23 protein-coding genes are annotated in these 26,890 nt (G+C 58.8%); 14 read left to right on the forward strand and 9 right to left on the reverse strand.

The genetic code is table 11. The features are described from left to right. Nucleotides 1-19: 19 nt before the first annotated feature. From M017_RS0103580 to M017_RS0103590, 3 genes are all read left to right on the forward strand, one after another. The gene (locus tag M017_RS0103580; protein ID WP_155121218.1) at nt 20-1,429 is read left to right on the forward strand and encodes a hypothetical protein; all 1,410 of its coding nucleotides are present in this window, start codon (nt 20-22) and stop codon (nt 1,427-1,429) included. A 231-nt stretch (nt 1,430-1,660) separates the two neighbouring features. Further along, complete coding sequence (locus tag M017_RS0103585) at nt 1,661-3,427, forward strand: hypothetical protein (protein ID WP_162179825.1); 1,767 nt, start codon at nt 1,661-1,663, stop codon at nt 3,425-3,427. A 95-nt stretch (nt 3,428-3,522) separates the two neighbouring features. After that, nucleotides 3,523-5,271: a nitrite/sulfite reductase gene (locus tag M017_RS0103590; protein WP_051669477.1), complete on the forward strand. Its 1,749-nt coding sequence runs from the start codon at nt 3,523-3,525 to the stop codon at nt 5,269-5,271. Here the strand turns inward: M017_RS0103590 and M017_RS0103595 are convergent. Further along, nucleotides 5,268-6,557 carry an AAA family ATPase gene (locus M017_RS0103595; RefSeq protein ID WP_202901610.1) on the reverse strand — a complete coding sequence of 430 codons (1,290 nt, stop codon included), beginning with the start codon at nt 6,555-6,557 and terminating at the stop codon, nt 5,268-5,270. The two genes, M017_RS0103590 and M017_RS0103595, sit on opposite strands and share 4 nt — an antisense overlap. 83 nt (nt 6,558-6,640) lie before the next feature. Between M017_RS0103595 and M017_RS0103600 the strand changes: the two genes are divergently transcribed. From M017_RS0103600 to M017_RS0103620, 5 genes are read left to right on the forward strand one after another with little or no spacing between them, the layout of a single operon-like run. Continuing rightward, on the forward strand, nt 6,641-7,471 hold the full coding sequence (locus M017_RS0103600) for a cytochrome C assembly family protein (RefSeq protein ID WP_031495861.1): 831 nt from the start codon (nt 6,641-6,643) through the stop codon (nt 7,469-7,471). After that, nucleotides 7,468-8,742: a glutamyl-tRNA reductase gene (hemA, locus tag M017_RS0103605; RefSeq protein ID WP_031495863.1), complete on the forward strand. Its 1,275-nt coding sequence runs from the start codon at nt 7,468-7,470 to the stop codon at nt 8,740-8,742. Before M017_RS0103600 ends, hemA begins: the two co-directional genes overlap by 4 nt. After that, complete coding sequence (gene hemC, locus M017_RS0103610) at nt 8,739-9,620, forward strand: hydroxymethylbilane synthase (RefSeq protein ID WP_031495864.1); 882 nt, start codon at nt 8,739-8,741, stop codon at nt 9,618-9,620. The genes hemA and hemC overlap by 4 nt, the downstream gene beginning before the upstream one ends. Then, nucleotides 9,617-11,062: a uroporphyrinogen-III C-methyltransferase gene (gene cobA, locus M017_RS0103615; RefSeq protein WP_031495866.1), complete on the forward strand. Its 1,446-nt coding sequence runs from the start codon at nt 9,617-9,619 to the stop codon at nt 11,060-11,062. The genes hemC and cobA overlap by 4 nt, the downstream gene beginning before the upstream one ends. Next, the gene (locus M017_RS0103620) at nt 11,028-11,492 is read left to right on the forward strand and encodes a GNAT family N-acetyltransferase (RefSeq protein WP_031495868.1); all 465 of its coding nucleotides are present in this window, start codon (nt 11,028-11,030) and stop codon (nt 11,490-11,492) included. The genes cobA and M017_RS0103620 overlap by 35 nt, the downstream gene beginning before the upstream one ends. Here M017_RS0103620 and M017_RS0103625 read toward each other — a convergent pair. Next, the gene (locus tag M017_RS0103625) at nt 11,480-13,324 is read right to left on the reverse strand and encodes a TraB/GumN family protein (RefSeq protein WP_051669478.1); all 1,845 of its coding nucleotides are present in this window, start codon (nt 13,322-13,324) and stop codon (nt 11,480-11,482) included. The genes M017_RS0103620 and M017_RS0103625 overlap by 13 nt on opposite strands. Continuing rightward, a complete protein-coding gene (locus M017_RS0103630) occupies nt 13,308-14,150 on the reverse strand; it encodes an AAA family ATPase (protein ID WP_031495871.1) in 843 nt (280 codons plus the stop codon). The genes M017_RS0103625 and M017_RS0103630 overlap by 17 nt, the downstream gene beginning before the upstream one ends. Nucleotides 14,151-14,210: 60 nt before the next feature. On the opposite strand from M017_RS0103630, the gene argG reads away from it, so the two are divergent. Beyond that, entirely contained in the window at nt 14,211-15,548 is a 1,338-nt protein-coding gene (argG, locus tag M017_RS0103635) for an argininosuccinate synthase (protein ID WP_031495872.1), read from the forward strand. 61 nt (nt 15,549-15,609) lie between these two features. On the opposite strand, the gene M017_RS0103640 is transcribed toward argG, so the two are convergent. Together M017_RS0103640 and M017_RS28505 are read right to left on the reverse strand one after the other, a co-directional pair. Continuing rightward, on the reverse strand, nt 15,610-16,197 hold the full coding sequence (locus M017_RS0103640) for an ECF-type sigma factor (protein ID WP_031495875.1): 588 nt from the start codon (nt 16,195-16,197) through the stop codon (nt 15,610-15,612). A gap of 96 nt (nt 16,198-16,293) precedes the next feature. Beyond that, nucleotides 16,294-16,917, reverse strand: a complete 624-nt coding sequence (locus M017_RS28505) for a flavin reductase family protein (protein WP_080507478.1) — start codon at nt 16,915-16,917, stop codon at nt 16,294-16,296. Between the two features lie 32 nt (nt 16,918-16,949). Between M017_RS28505 and M017_RS0103645 the strand changes: the two genes are divergently transcribed. Continuing rightward, complete coding sequence (locus tag M017_RS0103645; RefSeq protein WP_031495876.1) at nt 16,950-17,576, forward strand: acyl carrier protein phosphodiesterase; 627 nt, start codon at nt 16,950-16,952, stop codon at nt 17,574-17,576. Here the strand turns inward: M017_RS0103645 and M017_RS0103650 are convergent. Continuing rightward, nucleotides 17,476-19,860 (reverse strand): zinc-dependent metalloprotease, encoded by a 2,385-nt coding sequence (locus M017_RS0103650; RefSeq protein WP_035957644.1) that lies wholly within the window; start codon nt 19,858-19,860, stop codon nt 17,476-17,478. The genes M017_RS0103645 and M017_RS0103650 overlap by 101 nt on opposite strands. Nucleotides 19,861-19,882: 22 nt before the next feature. Here M017_RS0103650 and M017_RS0103655 point away from each other — a divergent pair, with 22 nt between their 5' ends. Together M017_RS0103655 and tsaB are read left to right on the forward strand one after the other, a co-directional pair. Continuing rightward, nucleotides 19,883-21,523, forward strand: coding sequence for a DUF5060 domain-containing protein (locus M017_RS0103655; protein WP_162179826.1), 1,641 nt, complete (start codon nt 19,883-19,885; stop codon nt 21,521-21,523). Then, nucleotides 21,520-22,119 (forward strand): tRNA (adenosine(37)-N6)-threonylcarbamoyltransferase complex dimerization subunit type 1 TsaB, encoded by a 600-nt coding sequence (gene tsaB / locus M017_RS27350; RefSeq protein ID WP_051669479.1) that lies wholly within the window; start codon nt 21,520-21,522, stop codon nt 22,117-22,119. The genes M017_RS0103655 and tsaB overlap by 4 nt, the downstream gene beginning before the upstream one ends. On the opposite strand, the gene M017_RS0103665 is transcribed toward tsaB, so the two are convergent. The 3 genes from M017_RS0103665 to M017_RS29120 all read right to left on the reverse strand — a co-directional run bounded on the left by M017_RS0103665 (nt 22,106) and on the right by M017_RS29120 (nt 23,864). Beyond that, the gene (locus M017_RS0103665) at nt 22,106-22,930 is read right to left on the reverse strand and encodes a ThuA domain-containing protein (protein WP_031495883.1); all 825 of its coding nucleotides are present in this window, start codon (nt 22,928-22,930) and stop codon (nt 22,106-22,108) included. The two genes, tsaB and M017_RS0103665, sit on opposite strands and share 14 nt — an antisense overlap. Then, nucleotides 22,927-23,340 (reverse strand): GNAT family N-acetyltransferase, encoded by a 414-nt coding sequence (locus M017_RS0103670; protein ID WP_202901611.1) that lies wholly within the window; start codon nt 23,338-23,340, stop codon nt 22,927-22,929. Before M017_RS0103670 ends, M017_RS0103665 begins: the two co-directional genes overlap by 4 nt. Nucleotides 23,341-23,405: 65 nt before the next feature. Next, nucleotides 23,406-23,864, reverse strand: coding sequence for a hypothetical protein (locus M017_RS29120; protein WP_238325801.1), 459 nt, complete (start codon nt 23,862-23,864; stop codon nt 23,406-23,408). A gap of 142 nt (nt 23,865-24,006) precedes the next feature. Here M017_RS29120 and M017_RS0103680 point away from each other — a divergent pair, with 142 nt between their 5' ends. Further along, nucleotides 24,007-25,164: an alpha-hydroxy acid oxidase gene (locus M017_RS0103680; RefSeq protein WP_031495886.1), complete on the forward strand. Its 1,158-nt coding sequence runs from the start codon at nt 24,007-24,009 to the stop codon at nt 25,162-25,164. Continuing rightward, nucleotides 25,148-26,887 (forward strand): VanW family protein, encoded by a 1,740-nt coding sequence (locus tag M017_RS27355; RefSeq protein ID WP_051669481.1) that lies wholly within the window; start codon nt 25,148-25,150, stop codon nt 26,885-26,887. The genes M017_RS0103680 and M017_RS27355 overlap by 17 nt, the downstream gene beginning before the upstream one ends. The last annotated feature ends 3 nt before the right edge of the window (nt 26,888-26,890 follow it).

A 26,890-nucleotide genomic window follows, 5' to 3' on the forward strand; every position in this document is an offset into this window, starting at 1 on the left:
CTGCTTTCGATAGCAGCATATGAAACCTCTCTTGTCCACCGTGCTTTGGATGTCAGCCACATCGATGGCGCTTGCCGATGGCTTTACCGTGAAGGCGCCGCCGGGATGGAAAGTGGAACAAAACAACGGCCGGATTCTTGTCTCCTCAGGCACCGGCGAGTTTGTTGCAATCGAAGCCATCGCCAATCCGCGTGGACTCAAACCAGCGCAACTTTTGCAATCGCTCGCACAGACAGGAGCCGTGGGGCTGCTCAAGCGGCCGGTCCTCGCGCTCGCCCGCGACACCGATTCGAGACTGGCCGCAGCACAGTTGTCCACCGCAGACCTGCGGGCTCGGGTCCTGCTCGCCGCCGGAGGCTCTGTGGCCACGCTGATGACGGCAGCCGCACCAAGCGCGGTCTTCGCCAAACGATTGCCCCAATTGATCGAGGTGCTGCAATCTTTCCGGTTTACGCCGGCAAGTGGGTCGAAACCGCCATCGATCGCTTTCCAGCGTGTTGCGGATGTCCGGGAGCAGGCCTTCTCCACAGAGATGCCGGTGGGCTGGCAGAACGAGGCGGGAACTTACCGGCCGACGGTCGGGGACTACCGGCATGAGGCGCGCACCCAGTCGCCGGACGGCAAGATCGCCGTATTCCAGGGAGATCGAAATATCGGCCGCTTTTTGACACCGACCCCACAGATGGCCCAGTTTGGCGTTCGCGAAGGCGGCACCTACAATCCCTCGGGAGCAACGGTTTTCTCCGTTTTGCGCTATCTGCCGGGTGCGGAGTTTGCAAAGTATTATGTCGGCCGGCGCTTCCCGGGCGCCCGGATGAGCAGTGCCCAGAACTTGCCGCAGATGACGGCAAAAACTGCAGAGCTGCGTTATCGCAATGGCAACCCAAATCGTGCGCGGGTGGACTGCGGTGAGGTGGAGTTTGAATATCAGGGGAAGCAAGGCTACGTCGTAGTGACGACCGAGATGAGTGGAGGCATGATGGGGGCGTCCTTCTGGAATGTCATCTCGCTCACAGGCTATCTCAGCCCTGCCGAAAGCACGGGGACCGCAGCCATGGTGGCCCAGCAGATGGTGAATTCCAACCGGGCCAATTCACAATGGGTGATGCGCGAGTACCGGATGCAGGCCATCGAAGCCAAGCAAGGAATGGATGCCCTCCACGCGATCCAGGATGTTTGGGCTAAGACGCTGCAGGAACGTTCGGAATCAAATGCGCGCCATTCGCGGCTGGTGGGCGACAATCTCGCAGGGCAGTACCGGATGCAGGATCCCACAACCGGGCAGCAGGTGAATGTGCAGGCGCAGTCGAACTATTTTTACCGGGTCAATGGCACGGATCAGGTGGTGGGAACGAATCACGAATTGGGCGACAACACCCCGATTGATGTCACTCGCCTGCTACGGCTCGATGTCGATATCAAGCCTTAAGCCAGGCTTGCGTTTCTCCGGTCACGGATTTTTGAGAAAAATTTTATCGATTTAACTCATTCCTTATCAAGGACTTGCCAGAAAGGAGGTAAGAAAGGGTGGTTCGAATGCAGGGGAGAGCATTCCTAAACTAACAAGCAAGTCGAGGTAGAGCTTGAATCGAAGTGGCGGTCGCTGGAATGCGGCCGCCATCTTTCTTTTTGGCCGCCTTACCGGAAGGAAGAAAAATGTATGAGTTTGGGTTTCATTCGATTTGAGCGGTTTCGAGTGGCTGTTGTGGTGCTTGCTGCATTGTTCGCGTGGTGTGGAGTGAGCCCTGCACAGCCGAGTTTGACGTCGATTCAAGACATGGTTTATCTCGCCGATGGCACACGATTCAACGGGATGGCCTATGTGGAGTGGAAAAGTTTCGATGCGCCGAATGGGTCGGTGATTGGACAGTACGACAAGGTGGTGCGGATTGTGGATGGGCTATTGCAGGTGAAGCTGGTGCCCACTTCAGCCGCCAGCCGCGCTTATTACTCAGTGAAGTACGTGAGCGGGGGCCGGGTGCTGTTTACGGAGGTTTGGAATATCCCTCCTTCCACCAGCAATCTGAAGTTGCGCGAGATTCGTGCGGTGTTGCTCCCGGGTGGCTATGTGTCCAATACCAGCACAGGTGGAGAGGGTACAGGCGGAGAAGGAAGTGTCGGGTCCGATACGGCCGGATCCTTTGTCGATGGAGAAACGCCCGCCGGAACAATCAACGGGAGTAATCAGACCTTTACACTGGCGGGAACCCCGTCGCCCGCGACGGCCCTATCGATTTACCTCAACGGAATCCTGTTAAGCCCGGGCGTGGATTATTCGCTCAGCACCTCCACCATTACCTTTCTGTCAGGGGTGGCGCCTCAGGCTGGAGATACACTGCGGGCCTACTACCGGACTGGCTCCGTGGGCACCGCACCGCACAATCTCCTGAGTGGAACGCATCCCGATACCTTCGCCGAAAGCGTACAGCGAGGTGATCTTCTGGTGGGTCAAGGAGCAACCACAAAGTGGATGCGGCTTCCATTGGGAGCGGCCAATCGCTGTCTGGTCTCGAATGGCGTCGACGCAGTTTGGAATACCTGCCTCTTCACAGGCCTGACCAGCGGTTCGATTCCGTTTGTGAATTCCGGCCAGGCGCTGTCGCAGGACAATGCCTCGTTGTTCTGGGATGCGAACAATAAGCGTCTGGGCATCGGGTCTGCCGCACCGGGTGCAAGCCTGACCATTCAGGGGAACGCCGCACAGACGTCCACTCCGTTGACGCGCTGGTTGAGCGCGGCGGGAAGCCAGGTTGCCAATATGGCATCAGATGGCACCCTGACCGTCGCCCGGCTGAAGACAGCGACAACGGCCACCACCGCCTCCTGGAACGATCCTGGGATCTCGCCCGATCCGACAGCACCGGCGAATGGAGACTTCTGGTACAACAGCTCACAGCGAGCGAGAAAGTCCTACGAAGCATTCCAGACACATGTGCTGCCACAAGTGCTTTGCAGTGTGAGCGGCGGCTCCACTACAGCGACGGCCACCGCCGAGCTGGGCTCCTATACGATTCCACCCGCATTCTTCGATTCCGGGGACCGCTTGGAGATTGCCTTCAACTTCGAGCATACCGGCACAGCGAGAGACTTTACAATTGAGGTACGCGTGGGAACGAACGTCACTCCGATCTGGACGCGGACCTTTACAGCCAGCGAAACAGCGGGACAGGTGCAGATGTTTGCGACCCTATACCCAACCGGGGTGGGTGGCGATATCACGCACGCCAAAACGTCGTGGACTGCGACTAGTTTTGGCTCTGCTTCTCCCATTAAGGGTGAGGTGATCAGTGTTCCACCCGTGCTCACTTTGGATGCGAGCACGAAGATTTCGCTGCGGGGATATCTGGCGTCGAGCCCAAGCGGCACCGATTCCGTGTCGATCCGGCATCTGACCATGCTGCGTTATCCGGCGCAATACAATCCCTAAAAAGCCGGGCGTGGCGTGGTGGAAAACTTCGCTTTTGGAGAGGGTTCCGCCACGCCGCCCCCAAATCATAGTATTCTCGATGGAGAATAGTATTTATGGAAGTTCTCTCGCCCGTCGAAGTTCAGTTTGACCAGACCGTCCAGGCTGACATCGAATTATTCCGTACCCAGGTCAACGACTATCTCGCTGGCAAATACACCGATGACGAATTTCGGGCGTTCCGACTTCGTCGCGGCGTCTATGGTCAGCGGCAGCCGAATACGCAGATGATCCGCACCAAGGTTCCCGGTGGATTGGCCACCTCAGAACAAATGGAGCGCATGGCAGACATTGCCGACAAGTATGCCGCTGGAAAAGGTCATCTCACGACGCGGCAGAATATGCAGTTCCACTTCATCCCACTGCCGGAAGTGCCGGATTTACTGAGTGAGTTGGCCGCCGTCCGCTTGACGACGCGAGAGGCCTGCTACAACACGGTGCGCAACATCACGGGCTGTTCGCTGACTGGGATCAGTGTGGACGAGGTCTTCGACATCTCGCCGTATCTGCGCCAGGCAGCCTTCGCGTTTCTGCATCAGGAATTGACCGACAACATGCCGCGCAAGTTCAAGATTGCGTTCTGCGGTTGCGGCAAGGATTGCGCAATGGGCGGAATTCATGATCTGGGCTTTACGGCGCAGATTCGCGATGGCAAGCGCGGCTTCCGCGTTGTGGCCGCTGGTGGTCTTGGCCCGCTGCCGAGCGAGGCTCAGGTTCTTGATGAATTTCTGCCGGTAGAACGCCTGGTGAATCGCTGCGAGGCGGTGCTTCGCGTGTTTGGCAAGTATGGCAATCGCAAGAACAAGCACAAGGCGCGGCTGAAGTTTATCGTTCGCGAACGGACTTGGGATTGGTTCCAGGAACAGGTGGAGAAGGAATACGCCGACATTCTCGCCAATGGTGGCATTACGCCGCCCGAGTCTGTCCCGGAAGGCTTTGGTGCGTTTTCCAGCACACCCCGCGCGCTGGGCCGCGAATCGCTGCTGACCGTGTTGCCCGACCTTCCTCCCGATTACGAGCGCTTCCTCCGCACCAATGTCATGCCCCAGCGGCAGACCGGAAATGTGGTTGTCACCGTGAAGGTGCCGCAGGGCAATATGAGCTCGGCGCAAATGCGCGCGGTGGCTCAGATTGCACGCGCTGCCGGAGATGGCGTGATTCGGATCACGATCGATCAGAATCTACAGATTGCCTGGGTACAACAGAATCGCCTTCGCGAAGTGTATGCGCTGCTCCAGCAGGCAAAACTGGCGGAAGCCGGTGCAGACGAGATCGACGACGTCGTCACCTGTCCGGGTGCCTGGAGCTGCAATCTCGGCATCACGAAGACCATGAATCTGGGCGAAGCCATTCGCCAGGCTTTCTCGAATCATCCGGATGCGCTGGTGCGCAAGCTGCACATCAAGGCCAGTGGCTGCCCGAATTCCTGTGGCCAGCATTGGCTCGGCGACATCGGATTCTTTGGGAACGTTCGCAAGATTGCCGGCCGGGAAGTGCCTTATTACCAGATGCTGCTCGGCGGCGGAAAAGATCGTGACGGCATGCTGAAGTATGGCTTTACGATCCAGAGCCTTCCGGCGAAATCCATCCCTGAGGCCATCAACCGGACGCTGAATCACTACATCGCGAATCGCGAAGCGAATGAGAGCTTCCGCGAATACGTGATTCGTCAGAAGGTGGAAACCTTCCGTGCCCTTACCGCCGATCTGGCCAAGCCGATGGAGCTCGAACCCGACATGTACCTCGACTGGGGCGACAGCGACGCGTTTAGCCTCCAGTTGGGCCGCGCCGAGTGCGCCGCCTAAGTTCGGGATCGTTGTTTTTGCATTGCGGCAGCCGAAGAGTACTTCGGCTGCTCATTTGCGACTGCGGCCGCCAGAGTCCCAAGTTGCACCGGTACGCTGGTGTCGATCATGTCGAACATCGTGCCGATCGGTAGACCTTCTGCTTCTTTGGTAAAGGTGAGTTCGCGCTCCAGAGGATCGTAGTCGATGCGCAGACAGTCGCCGTCTTCAATCTGTTGCGTGGCCAGCAGGTTCGACAAGGGTTGGACCAGCAAGCGTTCCATACTTCGCTTCAGATGCCTGGCGCCGTAACGGGGGTCCAGCCCCTGCTCCAAGAGGAAGGCCTTCGCTTCGTCAGAGACCCCGAATACGAATTTTTTCTGGTTCACCCCGGCCAGCAGGCGATGCTGGAAGATCGCCAATTCAATGTCGAGAATCCGCCGCAGGTCCTTGTCCGACAGACTCTTGAAGACCACCACCTTGTCCAGACGATTCATAAACTCCGGGGTGAATTTACGCCGGGCGGCCTCAAGTCCGGTCCGGTTTCGCTTTTCGTCCTGCACCGCCGCGTCGAGAGACTGGCCGGTAAAGGCTTGCGCAAATCCCATTTTAGGATTCCCAATCTGGTTCATTTCGTGAGCCCCCAGATTGCTGGTCATGAAGATCATGGCCCGGGAAAAGTCCACTTTCCGATTGTCCCCCAGCGTCATAACCCCCTTATCGAGAATGCCGAGCAGCAGATTCCAGAGGGAATCGCTCGCCTTCTCAATCTCATCGAAGAGAACAAAACTGAGCTTCACCTCATCGGTCCAGTACTGATTCAGCACTTCCTGGCTGAGAATGGGGTGGGTTTCGCGATGCCCAAGATAGCCAGGAGGGCTCCCGATCAACTTGGCGATCTCGTGGCTGTGCTGGAATTCCGCGCAATCAATCTTGATAATCGGGCTGGGCCGGCGAAGTAAGCACTCTGCCGCAGCCTCAACCAAACGGGTTTTGCCCGTTCCAGTGGGCCCGAGAAACAAGAAGCTGCCGATGGGCCGGCCCGGCGCATTGAGCCCGGTGGTAAACATCTGGAACATGTTTACGATCTGGCTGATGGCGTCCTCTTGCCCGGCGACCAACTGGCGTAAGCGGTATTCCAAATAAGAAGCGTCTTTGCCGGTGCGCTTGGGGTCAAGGGCGGTTCGCATGGATCGCGGCTCCATGGTCAAACCCAGGATCCGGCGGCCATAGTTGAGAGGATGCAAGGTCACTTTGTCCTCAAGTGCACGTTCGCTGCCATTTTCAATTTGAACTTCTGGTTTCATCCCTGCACTCAAAACAAGCTCCCCTCTTTCTTATTCGGCCCAGGTTCGGGAATCTTTAGGAACGGAACCTTATACTGAAGGTAATGCCGGACTTGAGCTTATTCTGGCTGCGAATCGCGGCAATTCTCTACGCCGCGGGGCTGTTCCGCACCCTCTGGCCATTCCTCCGGACTCGCCAGGCAGACGCTCCGCTCGCCCCCGGCTTGGCCGTGCTGGGCAGTTTTGCCGTCGGCACCGTTCTCCACATGGTTTCGATCGTGGAGCGGAGCATCCGTGTCGGCCATCTTCCGGTGGATAATTTCTTTGAGTCGGTGAGCATGTTCGCTTTTCTGCTCGCGCTTCTCTACCTGTTCGTCTACTGGCGGTATAGCTTTTTCTCGCTGGGAATCCTGTTGTTTCCCGTTGTTTCGCTGCTCACCGGAATCGCTTCGACGGAAAGCCCGATCACCGTTTGGGCCAACGCGCGGGTCCGCGATGCCTGGCTCATCATCCACGTGACGCTGATCCTGTTCGGAATCGCCAGTGTCTGCATTACCGCCGGAGCCTCCATTTTCTACCTCATTCAGGAGCGCAAGTTGAAACAAAAGGACCTTGCCGGGGTCTCGCGATTGCCTGCCCTGCGCACGCTGGACAGCCTGATCAACCGGGCCATGGGCCTGGGCTTCGTCTTTACGACGCTCGGCGTCATGGCGGGAGCAGGATGGGCCTATGTCGAAAGCGGAACCCGCTGGATGAGCAATGCGAATGTCCAACTGGGACTCTTCACCTGGCTGTTCTATCTGAGCATGATTTTTCTGCAAACCAGCCAAGGTTGGCGCGGGCGTAAGACGGCGTTCATGGCGCTGAGCCTGCTTGGCTTCTCGGCGGTCACCTGGGCAGCCCACATCGGTCTGAGGACGACCCTCGAACGATGAGCCGCTTTGCTATTTGTGGATTGAGCCATCGCACGGCGCCTGTCGAGGTACGGGAGAAATTCGCGCTCTCCGCCCCGGCACTGCCTGCGGCGCTCACCGACCTGAATCACCAGCAGGGGGTACAGGAAAGCCTCATTCTTTCCACCTGCAACCGCGTGGAACTGGCGCTATCGCTCGATGAATCAGCGGATCTCAATGGCGCGCTGCATCACTTTCTCGAAAAGCAGAGCAGCATGAGCCTCGAGACCGTCGACCCCTACCTCTATAAGCTGGAAGGCCGGGACGCCGTACGGCATCTGTTCCGTGTCGCGGCCAGCCTCGATTCGATGGTGGTGGGCGAGCCCCAGATTCTCGGACAACTGAAGGACGCCTATTCGCTGGCCAAAGAACTCGGCACCGTGAATAGCAATCTCGAGCAAGTGGTCACCCGCGCCTTTCATGTGGCCAAGCGGGTGCGCTCGGAGACAGAGATCGGCGAAAGCGCGGTCAGCGTCAGCTATGCCGCCGTCGAACTGGCGCGCGAGATCTTCGGCAATCTGGCCGGCAGCAAAGTGATGCTGATCGGAGCCGGCAAGATGAGCGAGCTGGCGGCCCGCCATCTGCGCAATACCGGCGCGAAGCAAATCTATGTCACGAATCGGACCTATGACCGGGCCGTCGAACTGGCTCGCCTCTTCGACGGGTGGATCATCGACTTTGCGGCGTTCAAACAAACGCTGCCGACCGTCGATATCGTGATCACTTCCACCGGTTCCCGGGACGCGATTCTCACCCACGAAGACATGCAGATTGTGATGAAGGCACGGCGCAACAAGCCGATGTTCATTGTCGATATCGCAGTCCCCCGTAACGTGGAACCGAATGTCAACGAGATCGACAACGTCTTTCTCTATGACATCGACGACCTGCAGAAGGTGGTTGACCGGAACGTCAAAGGCCGCGAGGTAGCGGCCGAACATGCCGCGCGCATCATTGAAGAAGAGATTTCCTGGCTTGAGAGCCGCATGAGAGAACGGGAAGTTTCGCCCGCCATTGTCGCACTGCAGGGACGTCTCGAAGAAGTACGCGCCGCGGAATTCGAGCGCTACCGCTCGAAGCTGGGCCCCATGAGCGGCGCCCAGGAGGAAGCCATCGAAGCCATCACGCGTGGCATTATCAACAAGGTGGCGCATGGGGCGATCACGGAACTTCGCCGCCAAGGCGCGCAAGGGGACCCGACCGCGCTGATCGAAACGCTGCGCCGCGTCTTCCGTCTGGAGACACACGAATGATTACCATCGGATCCCGGGGATCCATGCTCGCACTGTGGCAGGCACGCCACGTGCAGAGCTTATTGAAGGCGCATGGCCATGAGTCGAAGATTGAAGTGATCCAGACCACGGGCGACAAGATCACCGATGTCCCGCTGGCAAAGCTGGGCGCCGAAACCTCGACCAAGGGTTTGTTCACCAAAGAACTGGAAGACGCGCTCTTGCAGAACCGGATCGATCTTGCGGTTCATAGCCTGAAGGACATGCCGACAGTGCTGCCTCCGGGACTGGAGATTGTGGCAGTGCCAGAGCGGGAAGATCCTTTCGATGCCATCGTCGGCATGCTCTTTGATGAACTGCCCTACGGAGCGGTGCTCGGCACCAGTTCTCTGCGCAGGCAATCCCAATTGAAAGCGCTGCGGCCCGATCTGAACATCCAATCGATTCGCGGCAATCTCGACACGCGCTTGCGCAAGCTGGATGAAGGCCAATACCAGGCCATCGTGCTCGCCTGTGCCGGATTGAAGCGATTGGGCTGGTCCTCACGCATCGCAGAGCGGCTCGATGCTTCGCGCCTCTGTCCCGCCGTTGGCCAAGGTGCGCTCGCCATTGAAGCGCGCGCCGGAGACCGGCTCACCTCGATTCTGACGCACGTCCCGACCTTCACAGCCGTCAGTGCCGAACGGGCCTGCCTGCGGGAGTTTGGCGGCGGCTGCCAGATTCCATTGGGAGCCTATGCCTCCTGGCGTGGCGAGCAGTTGCATCTGGAAGCCGTAGTGGCTTCCCCCGACGGACAAGTGCTGATCCGCCATGCGGAAAGCGGCATGGAGCCCGAAAGCCTCGGCCGCTCGGTGGCCGCCGCTCTAATCGAGCGCGGTGCACGCGAGGTGCTCGGTTGAAGGTTTATCTCGTAGGGAGCGGCCCCGGAGATCCAGAGTTGCTCACTGTGAAGGCCAAACGCCTTCTGGAATCGGCCGACATCGTCCTCTATGACCATCTCTCCAGCCCAGAAGCGCTGCGCTTAGCGAGGGGTGCGGAAAAGATCTATGTCGGCAAGCGCCGCGACGATCATAGCTTTCCGCAGGATGAAATCGGGCAGATGCTGATCGAGCATTGGAAGACGGGCAAACACGTCGTCCGGCTGAAGGGCGGCGACCCTTACGTGTTTGGCCGTGGTGGCGAGGAATGCGAAGCACTAGCTGCGGCCGGAGTGCCCTTTGAAGTGGTGCCGGGGATTTCTGCGGCCATTGGCGCGGCTGCCTATGCCGGCATTCCGTTGACGCATCGCGACTATGCGAGCAGCGTCGCGTTTGTGACCGGCCATCATCCGGCAGCGATCGATTGGCCCAAGGTGGCCGGGGTCGATACGCTGGTGATCTTCATGGGTGCATTCCATTTTCCGGAACTGGCCGCCGCCTTGATTGCGGCAGGCCGCGCGGCAGACACACCCGCGGCAGCAGTGAGCTGGGCCACCCGAGGCGAGCAACGGACCGTCACTGGCACCATCGCAAGCCTGGCCGCACAGAAGATTGCATCGCCCGCCATCCTTTACATCGGCGGCGTCGCGGCCTTGAGCGAACGCTTGAATTGGTTTGAAAAGTTGCCGCTGCATGGCGTCAGCGTTGCGTTGACGCGGCCATTGGCGCAATCGCCAGACACGGCGCAGAAGTTTGCCGCACTCGGAGCGAAGGTTATCGAATACCCAACCATCGAGATTTCCGATCCGTTCTCTTTTGACCCGCTCGACCGGGCTATCGGAGAACTGGAGAAGTTCGACTGGTTGATCTTTACCAGCGCCAATGCCGTGCAGGCATTTGCCAAGCGGCTGGCGGTCTCGCCACACGATCTGCGCAGCCTGCGCGCGAAGCTCTGCGCCGTGGGCCCCATGACGCGGAAGGCGCTCACAGACATGCATCTGAAGGTGGACGTGTTGCCGGCGGAGTACGTCGCTGAAAGTATTGCCGCCGCACTCGCATCCCATCCGATGCAGGGCCAGCAAGTGCTGATTCCGCGTGCTGCGATTGCCCGCGACACGGTACCAGACGCGCTCCGCGCGATGGGAGCCATCGTCACCATTGTCGAGGCCTATCGCACGATCGTGCCCGCATCCGGACCCGCTCCCGAGGCAGATTGGATCACCTTCACCAGTTCCTCTACCGTCAAGAACTTCCTGGCGCTGAACGAGCCGGACGTGATCTCGCGATACAAAACGGCAAGCATTGGTCCGATCACAACCGAGACGATGCGCATGCACGGCATCGAGCCGACGGTAGAAGCGAATCCTCACACAACCCAAGGAGTTCTCGATGCCATCCTCCACTACCACCATCCGCAAGGCTAAAGCAGCAGACGCTCCATCCCTGGTCCAGTTCAACGTCGCGATGGCCTGGGAAACCGAGCAACTGCAGCTCGATGAGGCGAAGATCCGCGCAGGCGTCGAGGGACTCTTTGCCCAGCCCCAATATGGCTTCTATGTAATGGCCGAGCGCGCGGGAGAAGTGACTGGCGGCCTCATGATCACCTACGAGTGGAGTGACTGGCGGAACCAGGTGTTCTGGTGGATCCAGAGCGTGTATGTGCTGCCGGAGCATCGCGGGCAGGGTGTCTACCGGGCGCTCTATGAAGAGGTCAAAGAGCTAGCCCGTGCGGAGGGGAACTGCTGCGGCTTCCGCCTCTATGTCGAGAAAACAAACGCGGCGGCACAAGAGGTGTATCGCAAGCTCGGGATGGAAGAGAGCCATTACGCGATGTTTGAGGATCACCAGATATAGTCTTTTGCCGTGTCCCGCCGCTCGTAGCCGTCGAGGACATGGACCACGCGCAGCTTCCGGATCCGGGTGGGCGACATCTGACCCAGGGGGATGTAGAGAATCTGGCGTCGGAGCTGGTTGCTGATCGACCGGAAGATCGAGCGCGGAGGCTTGGGGGCAACATAGACGACGTAACGGCTGGTGGAGTAGTCGAGAGCCGCCATCAGCAGGCGTTCTGCCTTCGATTCGGTGAAGTCGTAGTCCGGGTCGTTCCAGACATCCCAAAGCCGCCGGGAGGGCAGCGTCATCATATAGCCACCATACTCGGCGCGGCCAATTCCCGGCCCCACCAGATGAGCGAAGGGTTCGGTGGAATAGAACGCCATGTCACTTTCATTCTGGTGTTCGCCGAGCCAAGTGGTGAGATAGCCGTAGCGGCCATCGGAATCCTCATCAAAGATCACCACAATGCTGTTGACGTCGCCCGCGGCACGCTCCAACTTCCGAACGTAAATCGTTTTCTGGTGCCAATTGCGCAAGGTCTCGCGCAGATCGATGCCGTCGAGCAGAGAAGACTGGAAGGGCTCGATGCGCGAGCGCTCTTCGGTCAGAATCGAATGGGCCTTCTTCTTGAGCATCCGCCCGAAGTCCTCGATGACGAGATCTTCCGGGGGATAGGAACAGATCGAATTGCCATTCAACTGCCGCGCCCATTCGCCGGGCTTGTCCTCCTTGCGATGCTCCTTGAGGCCGCGCGGCTTCAGCCGCTGCTTGGGCCGGGGTAGTCTGCGCCGCAGCTTCAACTTGCGCGTACGAAAGAACACTTCATCACCGCTCAGCCGCAGCGTTTCCGGCGTGGAGGTCTGGCGCTGGAAACCATAGCGGCTGCCCACCTGCCACAACTCCCAGGCATAGTTGTCATCGACAATCGCCCGCGCGGCAATCGTCATCTCATAGAGCGTCGCCACCAGGGCCCCCGAAACATGCGCCAGGTTCCGGGTGAACTTTGCGATCAGCTTCCGTTGATAGGGCAGCACCTTATCGCCCGTGTTCTTCTCGTAATCCACTTCGGCGGCACGGAAGGTTTCATACTGCGCCACAGGCCGGTCCACCAGCCGGACATCGGACATCTGCTTGCGCCAATACTCGTAGCGCTGCTGCAATGCAGCGTATTCGACCAGCACTTCGCCGAGCGAATCCGGATGCACGTTGACTAACTCCACAAACTCAATCGGCATCCGCTGGCGGGGTGGTTCCTGAGGAAGCTCCATCGCATCGAGTAGGGGGTCCAGCATGTTCAAGGAGACCACCACAAAGACGTCGCGAAGCGGGTCGGCGCCTTGCAGTTTCCAGGCGATGCTCGAGGCAAAGTCAGTCACTTCATCATTCCGACTTTGCGGAAAGAGCCGGTAGCTTTCGATGTAACGCTCAAGGCCGATCTTCTGGATGGCGAGAGTATCGGGATAGTCGTCCGGCAGATGAGGACGCTCTCCGACCGCCGGATCGATCAACAAGATCTCGGCGCCAATCTCATAAGCCGTACGGTAAGCCTCGACAAAGGCATCGCAAGGCTCGATAACAAAGTAGATCGCGGAACCGGAATCGTCTTTCTCGCTCAGACGGTCGGGATAGACCAGAGCACTGATCTCAGGAAGACGCGCCGCGCCTTCGTGCAGCTTCTGTGCAAAGAAAGACGGTAACTCGATGGCGACAATCGGGGGCCGTTCGCGTAGCAGCGCCCGGCGTACCTCCATGGCAAATTCCATGCGGCCGGGAGCAACAGGGAAATAGCGAAATCGCCCCCGCTGCAGGCTGCTGAAATCGAAGGGGAACTCTTCAGGCGCCGCGGACATAGCGCATGGCTTCCATGCCGAGGATGGTCTTTACCGCCAGAGGGAGCGCAATGCGCGCCTCCAACTCCGACGCACTCGCACTCCGGAGCTTCAGCGCATAGCGAATGATGTTGATGCCATCGCGAATGGAGAAGCGCTCTTCGGCACTGTGGGCCTGCTGCAGAAAGTCCGTGACGTACTCGAGAATCTGCGAGTCTGCGTAGGGGAGGTTCTCGCGGAGAATGGCCAGTTCTTCTTCGCGTTCCGGAAAATCGAGCAGGATCTGCGGCTGCAAACGGCTCTGGATGTACTCGGGTAAGTCAAAGGTGCTCGCGTCATCGTTCATTGTCGCGACAAAGCGAAACAGGGGATGCGCTTTGATTTTGATTCCGGCAATGATTGATTCGACGTAACGCCGGGTGTCGAGCAAGGGAGCAAGGCTGGCCCAACTCTTCTCGCTCATGCGATTGCCTTCGTCAAGAATCGCAACCCCGCCGCGAATCATGGCAGTGACCAGCGGAGAGGCGACATAGCGCAACTGACCCTGCCCTTCGAGCACTGGAGTTACGATCAGGTCCTCCGGCCGGGTGTCGACCGTGGCCTGCATGATATAAACATCCTGCCCCAGGCGCTCGGCCGCAGCCCAGGCGAGCGAGGTTTTGCCCACGCCCGGCTTGCCAATCAGCCGCGGGCTCATCGGGAGGTCATGCTCGTCCAGCACCAGCCAGGCCGCAAGCAATTGGCGCATGGCTTCTTCCTGGCCAACCCAGCTCACGTTGAGTTCGTCCGGCATGCCGAGGTGCAATTCCACACCGCTGATTCGTACTAAGTCCGGTTTTCGATCCATGAATGAATGAAAATCCAGCTTAACGTCTCGCGCGGCTGGTTACCATGAGAGAAAGCACTCATGGCGAACATTCTTCAATCCCTGCCGGTCGGCGAAAAAGTCGGCATCGCGTTTTCTGGTGGCCTGGACACCTCCGCGGCGATCTACTGGATGCGTGAAAAGGGCGCGATCCCTTATTGCTATACCGCGAACCTCGGCCAACCCGACGAGCCGGATTATGACGCGATCCCGAAACGGGCGCTCGAATGCGGGGCACAACTGGCACGCCTGATCGACTGCCGTGAACAACTGGTGCGCGAAGGCATTGCCGCGCTGCAGTGCGGCGCCTTCCACATCACCACCGGCGGCCTGCCTTACTTCAACACGACTCCGATCGGACGCGCCGTCACCGGCACGATGCTGGTGGGGGCGATGAAGGAAGATGACGTCAACATCTGGGGCGACGGATCCACCTACAAGGGCAACGACATCGAGCGATTCTACCGCTATGGCCTGATGGTCAACCCGAGCCTGAAGATCTATAAGCCGTGGCTCGACCAGACCTTCAACAACGAGCTCGGCGGCCGCAAGGAAATGTCGGAGCTGCTCGAAAAGGCCGGGCTCGGCTATAAGATGTCGAAGGAGAAAGCCTACTCTACCGACTCCAACATCTGGGGCGCGACGCACGAAGCGAAGGATCTCGAATCGCTCGACACCGGCATCAAGATTGTCGACCCGATCATGGGTGTTGCCTTCTGGCGCGACGATGTGGCCGTCAAGGCTGAAGAGGTTTCAGTCCGTTTTGAGGAAGGCCGTCCGGTTGCGCTCAACGGCAAGACGTTTGAGAACGATGTCGAACTGGTGCTCGAAGCCAATCGCATCGGTGGGCGTCATGGGCTGGGGATGAGCGATCAGATTGAGAATCGCATCATTGAAGCCAAGTCGCGCGGCATCTATGAAGCGCCGGCGATGTCGCTGCTGTTTCTCGCTTATGAACGCCTGATCACCGGCATTCACAATGAAGGTTCGATTGAACAGTACCGCGATATGGGCCGCCGCCTGGGACGTCTGCTGTATGAAGGCCGCTGGTTTGATCCGCAATCGATGATGCTGCGCGAGACGCTGCAGCGCTGGATCGCCAAGGCTGTGACCGGAGAAGTGACACTCGAATTACGCCGCGGCAATGATTACTCGATTCTCAATACGGAATCGCCAAATCTCACCTACGCCCCCGAGCGCTTGTCCATGGAAAAGGTGGACGGGGCCTTTACGCCGCTCGACCGCATTGGTCAACTCACGATGCGCAATCTTGATATCGCCGATTCGCGCAGTAAGCTGTTTGTCTACTCAAAGGCCGGGGTTCTCCCGCCTTCCACCGTTGCCGGGCTCAAGTTGCTTGAGACGGACGGCGACGAATAGCAAATAGTGCCTTCTCATACAAAAGACCCCATCGGAACAAGAACCGATGGGGTCTTTTGCATTAAGCCACAAAGCGGCGCAATGCCTCGGAGGCGGGCGTAGTCAATCGCTTGGCCATCCAAGCTCGCGCCATTCCCCACTCGCGCTTCACCGTACGCACTTCCACTCCAATGGACTGCGCCACTTCTTCCTGTGTCAGTCCGTCGAAGTACATCATTCCGACAATCTCTGCCTGACGGGTGTCCAGTCTCGAAAGTTGGGCGAGCACCTGCTTCACGGAGAGGATCAGATCGAGATCTCTGGCATCCACCAGATGCGATTCCTGGAGTTCGACCGGCTCAAGGCCATTCCCCCGTTTGAGTGCATTGCGGCGCCTGGCGTAGTCGATCAAAATCTGCCGCATGACGCGAGAAGCGACAGCCAGAAAATGGATCTCATCCTGCCATTTCTGACTGCGGCTGCTCAGCATCTTCTCATAGGCTTCGCTAATCAGCTCTGTCGGCTGCAAGGAGCCCGGCCGTTCGGCCCCCAAACGTTTTCGAGCAATCGATTTCAACTTGCCATTCACCACTTGAAACAAGCGGTGTTCGGGGATTGAGTTGTCTTGGCGATAAGCAGAGAGAAGCTCTGTCGACGCGGCAGAATGCAATTCACTTTCAATGCTATTTTTTATGATTACTTTCTCCGGCGACAAGAATTTCTCCTACTTCGTCGAATTGTCGCTCAAGTATCTGGAGTGCGTCAATTACTCTTTGAGATTTCTCGATGGCCGAAGTAGGTCGAATCTATTCCGGGTATCACAATAAGTGGAACCGCCCATTCTGCCTACCGCAGCCAGCATTGCCGGGTCAACTCTAAAATTATGAACCAAGCCTTCCGCGAAATGGAAACAAACAACGTCACCTAATACAAGAACACCACTAGTAGGTCGATCGCCTAAGGGGAGGATGGAGCGTACACGGCATTCCATTTTTGCAAGAGCTTCTCGCACCATTGGTGATTTTACAAGGGTTGCGAGTTCTGAGCTTACTCCAGCAAGCGGAAACTCATCCACATCTTCGGGAACTTCTTCGGAAGATCGATTCATCGCTTCGGCCAAATGCTCACTAACGATGTTCACCACAAAGTCTCTAGAGAATTCGAGATTGCGCAGGGTATCTTTTTTACTGTCGCCAATAGGGCGGCGGGATGGCGAAAAACATACAACAGGTGGATCCCCAGATAGGGCGTTAAAGAAACTAAAAGGCGCAAGATTCGGAACGCCACGTTCGCTAATTGTGGAAACCCAGGCGATGGGACGAGGAACCACCATTCCAATCATGAGCTTATAAATATCGCGCGGATTTTCCTCTTCGGGATAAATTGTCATAGCTGCCTCCAGACTACCGCTACAGTAGAGGATTGAACTATCTCGGCCATCTGATTTTGCTCCCGGACGCGGGCCTCAGTTCGCTGGGGAACCTTCTTGGAGATTTCTTCAAGGGGCGTGTGGACGCGATCGCCGCTGTGGACCTCCGTATCGGCGTGGCGCTGCATCGTCAAATTGACCGATTCACAGACACACATCCAGCCGTGCTCCGCAGCAAAGCGCGCATGAGTCCCTTGCGCCAGCGCGTCGCCGGGGTGCTAGTTGATATCTTCTACGATCATTTCCTCGCGCAAGATGTAGCCCTGGAACCCATTCGCGAGCGGCTCCTGCCCCATGCCGTTCATTTGCCCGAGCCGCTGCGGGAGTTTCCAGGGCGGATGATCTCACCCCACTGGCTGGGCAGTTATCGAGATATCAGCAGCATCGCCCATGTCCTCATTCGCATGGAAGAGCGCCGCCCCCGCATCACCGGACTGGCCGGAGCAGAAACAGAACTCCGCCAGCACTATGAAGCACTGGCGGAGGATCTTCGGGAATTCTATCCACAGGCTGCCATCTTTACCAGAGACGCATTTCTTCGTCTCCAATCGGCATCCCAGGCGGCGGCTCCTGGGGACGAGGCAGCGGCAACTGCTTCGGATCCTCCTCAAAGCGCTTGATCTGCCCGGCAAGCCAGGCGTCGTGCAATCCCGCGTTTATTTCCAGAAGCTTTGCGTAGGCAATCGACCTGGCTCGCGGAGCAGCTTGCGCATCGCTGGCCAAGGCCATCAGGTGATAGAGGAATGAGACGTTGAGAGCGTACTGGGTCTCGCGCAGCATCCCGCTGAGAGGCTTTGCTTTCCAGGTTGCAGCCGCCAACTGGTCAATCACTTCTTCGAGCGAAGGATTCTTCGGGTCCCGCGCGTTGTGCTGCACCAACCGGGAAGCCCGCTGGGGATGGAGGAGAAGGCCAAAGCTCAGGTTTGCCGCACTCTCCACCGGAGCCAGCGCGTCGAAGCTAACCCCGGTGCGGCCCCGGAAACTTTCGCGCGTGCGCGGGTAGCCAAGAGCTGGAGGCGGCATGAGGGCGAGCAGACGCTCCGGCAACGTGAGAAGCTCCGGCTTCAAGGTGTCGATCAGGCCTTGCAAGGCGCGCCGTTGTTCGTCGGGAGCCAGGATCGGTGCCACCGGCTGGTTGTCGCCACGCAGGGCATAGCGATAGTCCAGGCCGCCCACCAGTTTCGCCGCAGCCTCCACCTGATAGCGATGGCTCAGGTAGATCGGCACCAATTTATTCTCGATCTCCGACATCGGGGTTCCAATTGGAATCACCTTTTCCCCGAAGGTCTCGAGCGCCTTTGCCCTCACCTTCATCATGCGAGCCAGTTCATCAACGGCATTGGGGCCATTGTCCCAGAGATGTCCGACAGGATGAGCGCCGCCGGGAGCGCGCGAATCGGAGTCAGAGATCAAATAGAGGCCCTTCTTCTGGGCGCGCTCCATCACCTTGCGGAGCTCTGCCGCCTCGTCCGAGCCAGCAGGGTAATGCTGGTAGCCGTACTCAATTGCAACCTTGTCCCACTCCCCTGCCCCGACAGCATAGGCATCGCTCAGATCGAGCGACCCGTCGCTCTTGATCGTGATCAACGGATGCGGGTAATCCATCACACTGGCCCGGCCAAAGCTGCTGGCGGCGTAGTTATGGACAAGCCCGAGGGTGTGTCCAATCTCGTGGGTCGACAATTGCCGGATGCGCGCGACGCTCATGTCGAGCATCCGCTTGGTGGAGTTGTCTTTGCCTAGGTAGGGAGCGAGAAGCCCTTCCGCAATCATGAAGTCCTGGCGAATGCGCAGGCTGCCCAATGTCACATGTCCTTTGATGATCTCGCCGGTCCGGGGATCGGCGACACTGTTTCCATAGCTCCACCCGCGCGTCGAACGGTGCACCCACTGCACCAGGTTGTAGCGGGCATCCATCGGGTCCGCGTCCTCAGGGAGCAACTCGACACGGAAGGCATTCCGATAACCGATTGCTTCAAAGGCTTGGTTCCACCAGCGCCCGCCTTCGAGGAGCGCGCTGCGAATTGGCTCGGGCGCACCGGGATCGATGTAGTAAATAATCGGCTTGACCGGATCGCTGATTTTCGCCGCCGGGTCCTTTTTCTCTAAGCGATGGCGCAGAATGAAGCGTTTCTCGATCGATTGCTCGACCGGCGTTGCGTAATCCATGTACTTCAACTGGATGTAGCCGGAACGCGGGTCATAGAGACGCGGGGTATAGCCAGGAGGCGGCAATTCAAGGAAGCTCATGTGGACGCGCAGGGTGATCGCGTCTGCACTGGGGGTGACGCTCGAAACGAGATTTCCGGCGCCTTCTCCCGCGAAGGTGACGGTCGCTTCCACTTCGGTGTTCTTTGGAAAGGCCTTCGTACGGCTCATGAAAATCGCGCTTCGTGCCGGATCGAGACGGAAGCTGCCTTGATTCTGCTGCTTGAGGCGGCCGGCGACATTCATCGAGTCGCGCAACGCGAAGTTTGTGATGTCGATGAGGGCTTTGGCGCCGTCTTCCGCCTCCACCGCAAAACCGGCAATGGTGCTCCTCGCGAAGCTGTCAGCAACGGCCTTCCGTTCAAGCGGATCGTTTGAAACAGCGCGATAGTCCTGATTCTCTTGGACCAGCAGGACTTTCGCCCCGGCGCGTTCAAAATGAACCACTTTCTCTTGCCCGATCAGGCCACGATCGAGACCGATGTCATTGGAGCCGAGACCGGCAGGCAGACTGTCGTAGAACAGGAAGTCGGTGTCAAACTTGTCGACCAGGAGGTAGAGCTTTCCGGTCTTGCCATCGTAGAAGAGAGGAAAGTAGCCGTCGAGTTTCTGAAAATTGGCTGTTTTCGGGCCCAAAGTCCCTTGAGCGAAAACTTGCAGAGCGACAAGAAAACTGAGGATCAGCACACGCGTCATACTGGCTATTATGCGGGCCGGATTGACCCTTTTGTTTCTTGGCGTCTCTGCATGGGCTCAGAGTCCATGTGCCGACACGCCTGTCTTCCAGACTTGTGACATCACCTTTGAGTTGAGCGGCGCGGAGACCTGGCAGGGCACACAGATTACAGCGGAGGTGAAGAGTCCGCGCTTTCGCACCTTTTTGGCGGAAGCATTCTGGGCGGGCGGGAAGAAGATGGTGCTTCGCTTCACTCCCACCGACGATGGGCTCTGGGAATTGAAGCTGACCAGCAATCTTGCACGCTTCGACAAGCAGAATTTGCGGGTGACCGCGACGGCCAGCGACGCGCCAGGATTCATCCAACGTGCGAATGTGCACCATTGGCGTTATACAGGGTCGCTGAAGGCGCATCTCTGGCTTGGGATGGAGATCTGGGATCTGCCGACCGCCTCGGACGAGAGTCTTCTGACCGCCAAGAATCAGAAAGCCACTCATGTGCGTACGCTGTTTGAGCCGCAGTGGCCCCCGGACCCGGCACGCTTCGATGCGCTTGAGAAACAGATCCGCCGCCTGAATGCGGACGGCATTCTGGTGGACCTCGTGCTGGCGGGACCGGATGGCGCCCTGACCAAGGCGCTGCCTGATGGGAACCAACGCGAAAAGTATTTCCGCTATGCGGTCGCGCGCCTGGCACCCTTCAATGTCACCTGGGAATTGGTGAAGGATTGGGAAACCTATCGCGAGGCCCGTACCCTGCTCAAGGATGTGGGGACCTTGATCAAGCGCTGGGACCCTTACGATCACCCCCGGAGCGCCTATCCGGTGGGCAGCACCGGAGCCTTTGTCAAAGACGGGTGGATGACTCACATCCTGTGCAACGGAGAAGACCCGGCAGTGCCGGCGCTCGAGCACCAGAGCTATCCGCTACCTACGATCAGCATCGGCAAGCGCATGAGCACCAAGGTGCTCTGGAACGCGATCGCCTCAGGCAGCTATCTCGGCTATGGAGCCACGAGAGCGATCGGAGAGGTGATGGAGAGTACGCGGTTTTGGGAGCTGGAACCGTATTTTGACGTCTCCAATGGCAAGGCGCTGAGCCTTGAGGGCACGGATTATCTGCTGGTCGTCGACCGTCCTGGAATTGTCGAGGTGGAAGTGGAAAAGCATGGTTATGACGCAGCCTGGATCAACGCCTCGACAGGCGAACGCACTCCGCTGAAGGAATACAAGGGAGAGCACTTCATTGGAGAGCCTCCAACCAAGACCGGCGAATGGCTGCTGCAACTGTCCCGCGAAGGCCGCAAGGAAGGCATGCTGAAGAGCTACAAGTTCGAGAGCCAGCCTTTCCTGATGCAGGAAGCGGAGGTCGACCCCAAGCGCGTCCCTTTCACGATCAATCTTAAGGATGCAATGGACCTCAAGGCCGACACGCCAATTCCTTTTGAAATCAAGATTACGAAAGACTCGCGGGCCACTCGCTTTATGCAGTATTTAATTACCGCCGATGTCCCGACCGAAGCGCAGGGCATGCGTGTGATCGGAACCCAGGCCAAGGGCAGCATCACACTGCCGCGTGAGTTGGCGACCAAGTTTCCGGCGGTGCTGAATCTGCGCATCGCTGGAATGAACGCAAACGGAAAGATCTACTATATTGACCGGGTGGTCAGCCTCATCCCATGATTCTCGCGATTGACACGACACACGACGACGGCAGCATTGCACTGGTCCATAACGGCGCTGTACTGGAAGAAGTTGCGCTCCATGCCGAGGACGGGTTCTCCAGTTTCCTGTTCACCGCGGTCCAGCAGCTTCTGGACCGCCATCAGTTGAGCCTGGAGGATATTGATGCGTTTGCCGCCGCAGCGGGTCCGGGCACCTTTACCGGAATTCGGATTGGATTGACGGCAGCCAAGGGCTTTGGCGAAGCGATGGCAAAACCGGTTTTTGGCATCAGCAATCTGGAGGCAGTGGCCAGCTACGGGCCACCCGATGCGATTCCGTTCTATGACGCCCGCCGCGGCGACGTCTATGCGCTGCTCGGGGGGCAGGAAGTGGTGATTCCTTATGCCCAGCTTCCCCGCGATCAGGCCTATGTCACCTTCGACCCGGCACAGTATCCAGAGACTCCCGCCAGTTCTGCGCCACGTGCGCTGGCGGCCACGATTGCCCAACTTGCAGAACGGCAATACCAACAGGGAGCTCGTCCCGATGCGGCATCGCTCGATGCGAATTATGTGCGCCGGTCGGATGCCGAGTTGAATCTTAAGGCGAACTGACTCGCCCGGTAGCCGCCCACTCCACCCCCTGCACCAGTAACTGCTGGAATTCAGGAACCAGGAAATTGGGGTTCGCTTCGTTTTTCCAGGTGTGTCCCAGCATGGTGGTGTAGACCCGGCCGCGGCCATAGCGGCGCACCCAATCGAGAGGCTCGTTGCGTTGTGAATCTTTGCTCCAGGCATAGGTCAATACATGCAACTCACCCATCGAGCCGGGCGGGCCATGCTGCCCATGAGTCAGTTGTTCTCCCCGATGCTGCCAGAAGGCAGGCAGCGACCGCGTAATTGGATGCTTTCTATCGAGCACATTGATGCGGAAATCGTGCCGCGGGCCATGGCCCGGCTGGGGACCTTGCCCGGCCGGCACCACCATCACTTTGCGCTGGACATCGACCACCAGCCCCGGACCAAAGTTCTTGTCGCGCCAGAGTAAGCCGACGATCTCCTGATACTCCGGCCAGAGCAGAAAGGCATTATTCGCCGCGTGGTAGTTGACTAAGCCTCCGCCTTGACGGAGATAGCGCACGAGGTCTTCTTCCACTACACGCGGCCAACGGACGCCATCCTGCAGATGGCCGCCATTGAAGTTATTGATGACAACGCGATAGGCAGAGAAGTCTGGACGCCAGCCGGTGAAAGGAGGCGTCGCGGTGGAGACATCCACCCGGAACTTGCCGGTCTTCTCCAGCGTGCGGCGCAAAAAGTCCGTAGCCGCGCGCCAGTCGTGATTGTTGACTCCGTCGACGATCAGAACGGGAATGGGCTGCGCAAAGAGAGCACAGCACAGCAGGAAGCCGGCCAGCAGTCTCAATCGATCTCTCTTCCTACGCGCAGCATCCACGCGGAGTCGTGCCGGTCGAAGCCAATGTGCGGGTAATATTCGACAGCTTTGGGCGCAGCCAAAAGAATCAGATTTGCAGGCTTCGCCTCCGCCTGCGTACGGCGAATGAGTTCCTTGCCGATGCCCTGGCGCTGGTGAGATTCTCGGACGGCAAGATCAGCCAGATAGGTGGCATAGACAAAGTCGGTTAAGGCGCGGGAGATGCCCACAAGGAGTGCGCCGTCCCAGGCAGTCACGACCAGATTTGCGTTCGCCGCCATGGCTCGCATGCGCTCGCGATCGTCGACAGGCCGCCGTTCCCCTAAAGTGGAAGCCCGATACAACTCAATCAGCTGGTCCAGATCCAGCGCATTTCCGACACGGTATGAAATCGTTCCCACGTCTCTAACGATACAAAAAAAGAAATCCGCCATCCCGGAGGATGGCGGACTCTGTTGCTGCAGTCTTAACGACCCCAGTAACCGTTATAGTAGTTGCGGTTTGCGTAGTGCGGTGCGATCCAACGGGCGCCCGCATACGGAGGCCGTGCCCAATAACCGGGGTGCCAACTATAGTGGCCACCGACGAAGCCCCAAGAACCCGCAATGAACGCGAAGCCTGGACCCGGGCTAGGCGGTATGTAGGCATAGCCTAAAGGGAAGGCAGGCGGGGGCGGCGCAAGGAAGCCTACCGGGCCACGGTAGCCGTATCCGCCGCCGTAGCGGTAACCGTTTGAATAAACGCGCGGAGCCGCATAAAAATGTCCACCACCGCCACGTTGGGTAAAACCATGACCGCCGCGATAGGACTGTGACGGACCTCTGTGTCCACCACCATGACCCCCACCCGGTCCGTGTTGTGCGAAGAGGGTAGAACCAGCCAATGTCCCCATCAAAAGCGCGATTGCCAGCAATTTGGATTTCATATTCATCCTCCTTTGGATACTCTTTCTATTGCAACCACCATGCCAAAGTTAAGCTATTGATTCTACGAAGCAATGATGGCGACGGGGCCGGTGGAAGTCCACCGATTGGTGCTTTTGCACCACCGCTGATACAATCCCACCCATGACACAGGCTCTCTTTCGCCGGGAATTCCTTCGCTTTCTTGCGGCCAGCCCGCTGTTGAGTCAAAGTCTGGAATCGCCGCTGGCCGCGCTGAATGTCATGGATTTCGAAGAAAAGGCAAAACAAACCATCCCGCCCGCTCATTTTGGCTATCTCTCGACGGGAGTGGATGACGACCGGACGCTGCGGGCGAACCGCTCGGGTTTTGATCGCCTTTACTTGCGCCCTCGCCGCATGGTGGATGTTTCGCAGATCGACACCTCGATTCAGCTCTTTGGAGAGTCGTGGAAGACGCCGATTCTGCTTGCTCCAGCTGGCAGCCAGAAGGCTTATCATCCGGAAGGCGAAATCGCGGTCGCCAGGGCTGCTCATGCTGCAGGTCATTTGCAAATTCTGTCAACCATGACGTCGAGCCCGATTGAGGATGTCGCCAAGGAGCACACCCGGAAGATCTGGTATCAGCTCTACCCGACCTCGAAGTGGGAGGTGACCGAAAAGTTGGTGCGGCATGCCGAACAAGTGGGTGCCCCTGTCCTGGTGGTGACCGTGGATACGCAGGGCGGCCGGAATACGGAGACCGAAGCCCGTTATCGCTTGCACGACGCGCGGCCCTGCAATAGTTGTCATCCGATGAGCAACGGCAAATCGACCTTGCGGCCGAAGCCGATGTTCCAAGGGATTGATATGAGCGACGTGACCTTGCACAACCCGGCGCAGACCTGGTCCCAGATCGAGAGATATCGCAAGCTGACCAAGATGAAGCTGCTGATCAAAGGACTCGAGACCGGCGAGGATGCGCGGCTGGCGGTGGAGCACGGCGTGGATGGCATCATTGTGTCCAACCATGGGGCCCGGGCGGCTGAATCGGGCCGTGGCACGATTGATGCGCTTCCGGAGGTGGTGGACGCGGTGAACCGGCGAGTACCGGTTTTGATCGATGGAGGGTTTCGCCGTGGCACGGATATCTTCAAGGCGCTGGCATTAGGCGCAACGGCGGTGTGCATCGGACGGCCTTATCTGTGGGCGCTCGGAGCGTTTGGAGAGGCGGGAGTCAGCCGCTGCCTGGAGATTCTTCGGGCTGAGTTCCATCTGGCGATGCGCCAGTGCGGGACGCCCAAGATTGACGCCATCAACAAGTCGTATGTCGGACGAGTTTGAGCGCACGACGCCTCGATCCCCGGAGGTCGCGGGTCCGCGAACAAAGTCTCGATTCGACATTGCGATCTTTCGCGCCAAGGTGCTGGCCTTGCAGGGCTTGCGTTGCGTACGAGACTGGCGGCAACAGATTCCGCTCCATAAACGCCAGCCGCTCGAATGGACACATGCCGTCTGTGAGAATCGCTCTCCGCTGTGGTCCGCGGCAGACCTGGCGGAAGAACGGTTGCAACTCGGCAAGGTGCAAAACTTGCGGCTGGCAGCACGAAAGCTCGATGGCGTTTTGATTCCGGCAGGCGAGGTCTTCAGCTTCTGGCGGCAAGTGGGCCGGGCCACAGCGCAACGCGGCTTTGCCGAAGGCCGCATGCTCGAACAGGGCTGTATCGTACCGAGCGTTGGTGGCGGTTTGTGCCAGCTTTCCAACGCACTCTACCAGGTGGCGCTCGCAGCCCAGTGCGAGATTGTCGAGCGGCACACGCATTCACGGATCGTACCGGGATCGGCTGCCGAGATGGGAGAGGACGCCACCATTGCCTGGAACTATGTCGACCTCCGATTCCGGCCTCGGCGCCCATTCCAGTTGCGCGTCCGATTGAGTGAAGAGGAACTAGTGCTGACAGCTTACTCCGACCAACCGCAGAGTCTGGCAGTCCTCGTGCCACAAGCGACTGCGCTCAATCGTGCGAACAACTGCTTTGACTGTGGCCAGCAACAATGCCATCGCCACGCGCAGGCACGGCGGCTGGAGAAGACCACGGCCCGGCGGGCCTTTCTGGTGGACGAGAATTGGCCGGAGTTCCAGGACTGGCTCCGCGCGCAAGACACGGCGGCGGATGAACTCTTTCTGCCACTCAACGGTGGGAAGTGGAAAATGGATCGCTACCGTTGGCCAACAGAAAGATTTCATGCGATCCACACGGCGACACTGCCGGCATTGCAGCGATCCTGGCAGGCGCGCCGTTTGGCGCAGCAGGGAGCAGGCCGGCAGATGGCGCTGTTCGAGGGTGCCGAAGCACTCGCCAAGAGCTATGCGCGGCAGCTCCAGGCGCGGCATGCTGAGATCGTAGTGGCGCAGTCGTTGCTGCCCTTTTTGTGGCGCGACGGCGCACTCGGGGGACGCCGCTTTTCGGTCTGGATGACGCGGCTGCCGATTGCGAGACTGGAAGCACAGCTGAATGCGGCGCAGCTTCGCTATCCGGAGCAACGCACGCTATCGGACTTTCGTGCGCCAGCCTGGATTCGCGAGGCGGAGTCGGAAGCGTTGGCCGCTGCCAGCAAATGGGTCACACCACATCTTGGCATCGCGGCCCTGGCCCCGCAGCAGACGCAAATGCTGCCCTGGATCTTGCCGAAGCTGCCTGCGGCGGCGGGCTCCTCCATCGTATTTCCGGGGCCTGCGATCGCACGCCGGGGTGCGTTTCTGGTGCGGGAGGCGGCGCGCAAACTGAATCTGAAGATTCTGACGACAGGCCCGAGCCTCGAAGGCGCTGGCTATTGGCAGGGCTTGGCGGCAGCCGCTGATCCGCAGACGGCCTGGTACACACAGGCTTGCGCAGTGGTCTTGCCCGCCTTTGTCGAACACCAGCCCCGCGCCTTACTGACGGCGCGGGCGGCAGGGATTCCGGTTTATTGCACTCCAGAGTGCGGCCTACTGGCAGGCGATGGAGTCACTTTCATTCACGATGCGGCAGAGCTGGAGTTTGCTCTGCAGCAAAGGAGCCGCTGAGGA

This window comes from Bryobacter aggregatus MPL3, from assembly GCF_000702445.1.
Classification (GTDB): Bacteria; Acidobacteriota; Terriglobia; order Bryobacterales; family Bryobacteraceae; genus Bryobacter; species Bryobacter aggregatus.

Excerpts from the sequence above, each read along its gene's own strand:
- M017_RS0103680 (WP_031495886.1), top strand. The coding sequence starts at position 24,007 with ATGACACAGGCTCTCTTTCGCCGGGAATTCCTTCGCTTTCTTGCGGCC.
- M017_RS0103625 (WP_051669478.1), bottom strand. The coding sequence starts at position 13,324 with ATGTCCGCGGCGCCTGAAGAGTTCCCCTTCGATTTCAGCAGCCTGCAG.
- M017_RS29120 (WP_238325801.1), bottom strand. The coding sequence starts at position 23,864 with ATGAAATCCAAATTGCTGGCAATCGCGCTTTTGATGGGGACATTGGCT.
- M017_RS0103600 (WP_031495861.1), top strand. The coding sequence starts at position 6,641 with ATGCCGGACTTGAGCTTATTCTGGCTGCGAATCGCGGCAATTCTCTAC.
- M017_RS0103585 (WP_162179825.1), top strand. The coding sequence starts at position 1,661 with ATGAGTTTGGGTTTCATTCGATTTGAGCGGTTTCGAGTGGCTGTTGTG.
- M017_RS0103650 (WP_035957644.1), bottom strand. The coding sequence starts at position 19,860 with ATGACGCGTGTGCTGATCCTCAGTTTTCTTGTCGCTCTGCAAGTTTTC.
- M017_RS27355 (WP_051669481.1), top strand. The coding sequence starts at position 25,148 with ATGTCGGACGAGTTTGAGCGCACGACGCCTCGATCCCCGGAGGTCGCG.
- hemA (WP_031495863.1), top strand. The coding sequence starts at position 7,468 with ATGAGCCGCTTTGCTATTTGTGGATTGAGCCATCGCACGGCGCCTGTC.
- tsaB (WP_051669479.1), top strand. The coding sequence starts at position 21,520 with ATGATTCTCGCGATTGACACGACACACGACGACGGCAGCATTGCACTG.
- M017_RS28505 (WP_080507478.1), bottom strand. The coding sequence starts at position 16,917 with ATGACAATTTATCCCGAAGAGGAAAATCCGCGCGATATTTATAAGCTC.
- M017_RS0103580 (WP_155121218.1), top strand. The coding sequence starts at position 20 with ATGAAACCTCTCTTGTCCACCGTGCTTTGGATGTCAGCCACATCGATG.
- M017_RS0103630 (WP_031495871.1), bottom strand. The coding sequence starts at position 14,150 with ATGGATCGAAAACCGGACTTAGTACGAATCAGCGGTGTGGAATTGCAC.
- M017_RS0103595 (WP_202901610.1), bottom strand. The coding sequence starts at position 6,557 with ATGAAACCAGAAGTTCAAATTGAAAATGGCAGCGAACGTGCACTTGAG.
- M017_RS0103590 (WP_051669477.1), top strand. The coding sequence starts at position 3,523 with ATGGAAGTTCTCTCGCCCGTCGAAGTTCAGTTTGACCAGACCGTCCAG.
- hemC (WP_031495864.1), top strand. The coding sequence starts at position 8,739 with ATGATTACCATCGGATCCCGGGGATCCATGCTCGCACTGTGGCAGGCA.
- M017_RS0103620 (WP_031495868.1), top strand. The coding sequence starts at position 11,028 with ATGCCATCCTCCACTACCACCATCCGCAAGGCTAAAGCAGCAGACGCT.
- argG (WP_031495872.1), top strand. The coding sequence starts at position 14,211 with ATGGCGAACATTCTTCAATCCCTGCCGGTCGGCGAAAAAGTCGGCATC.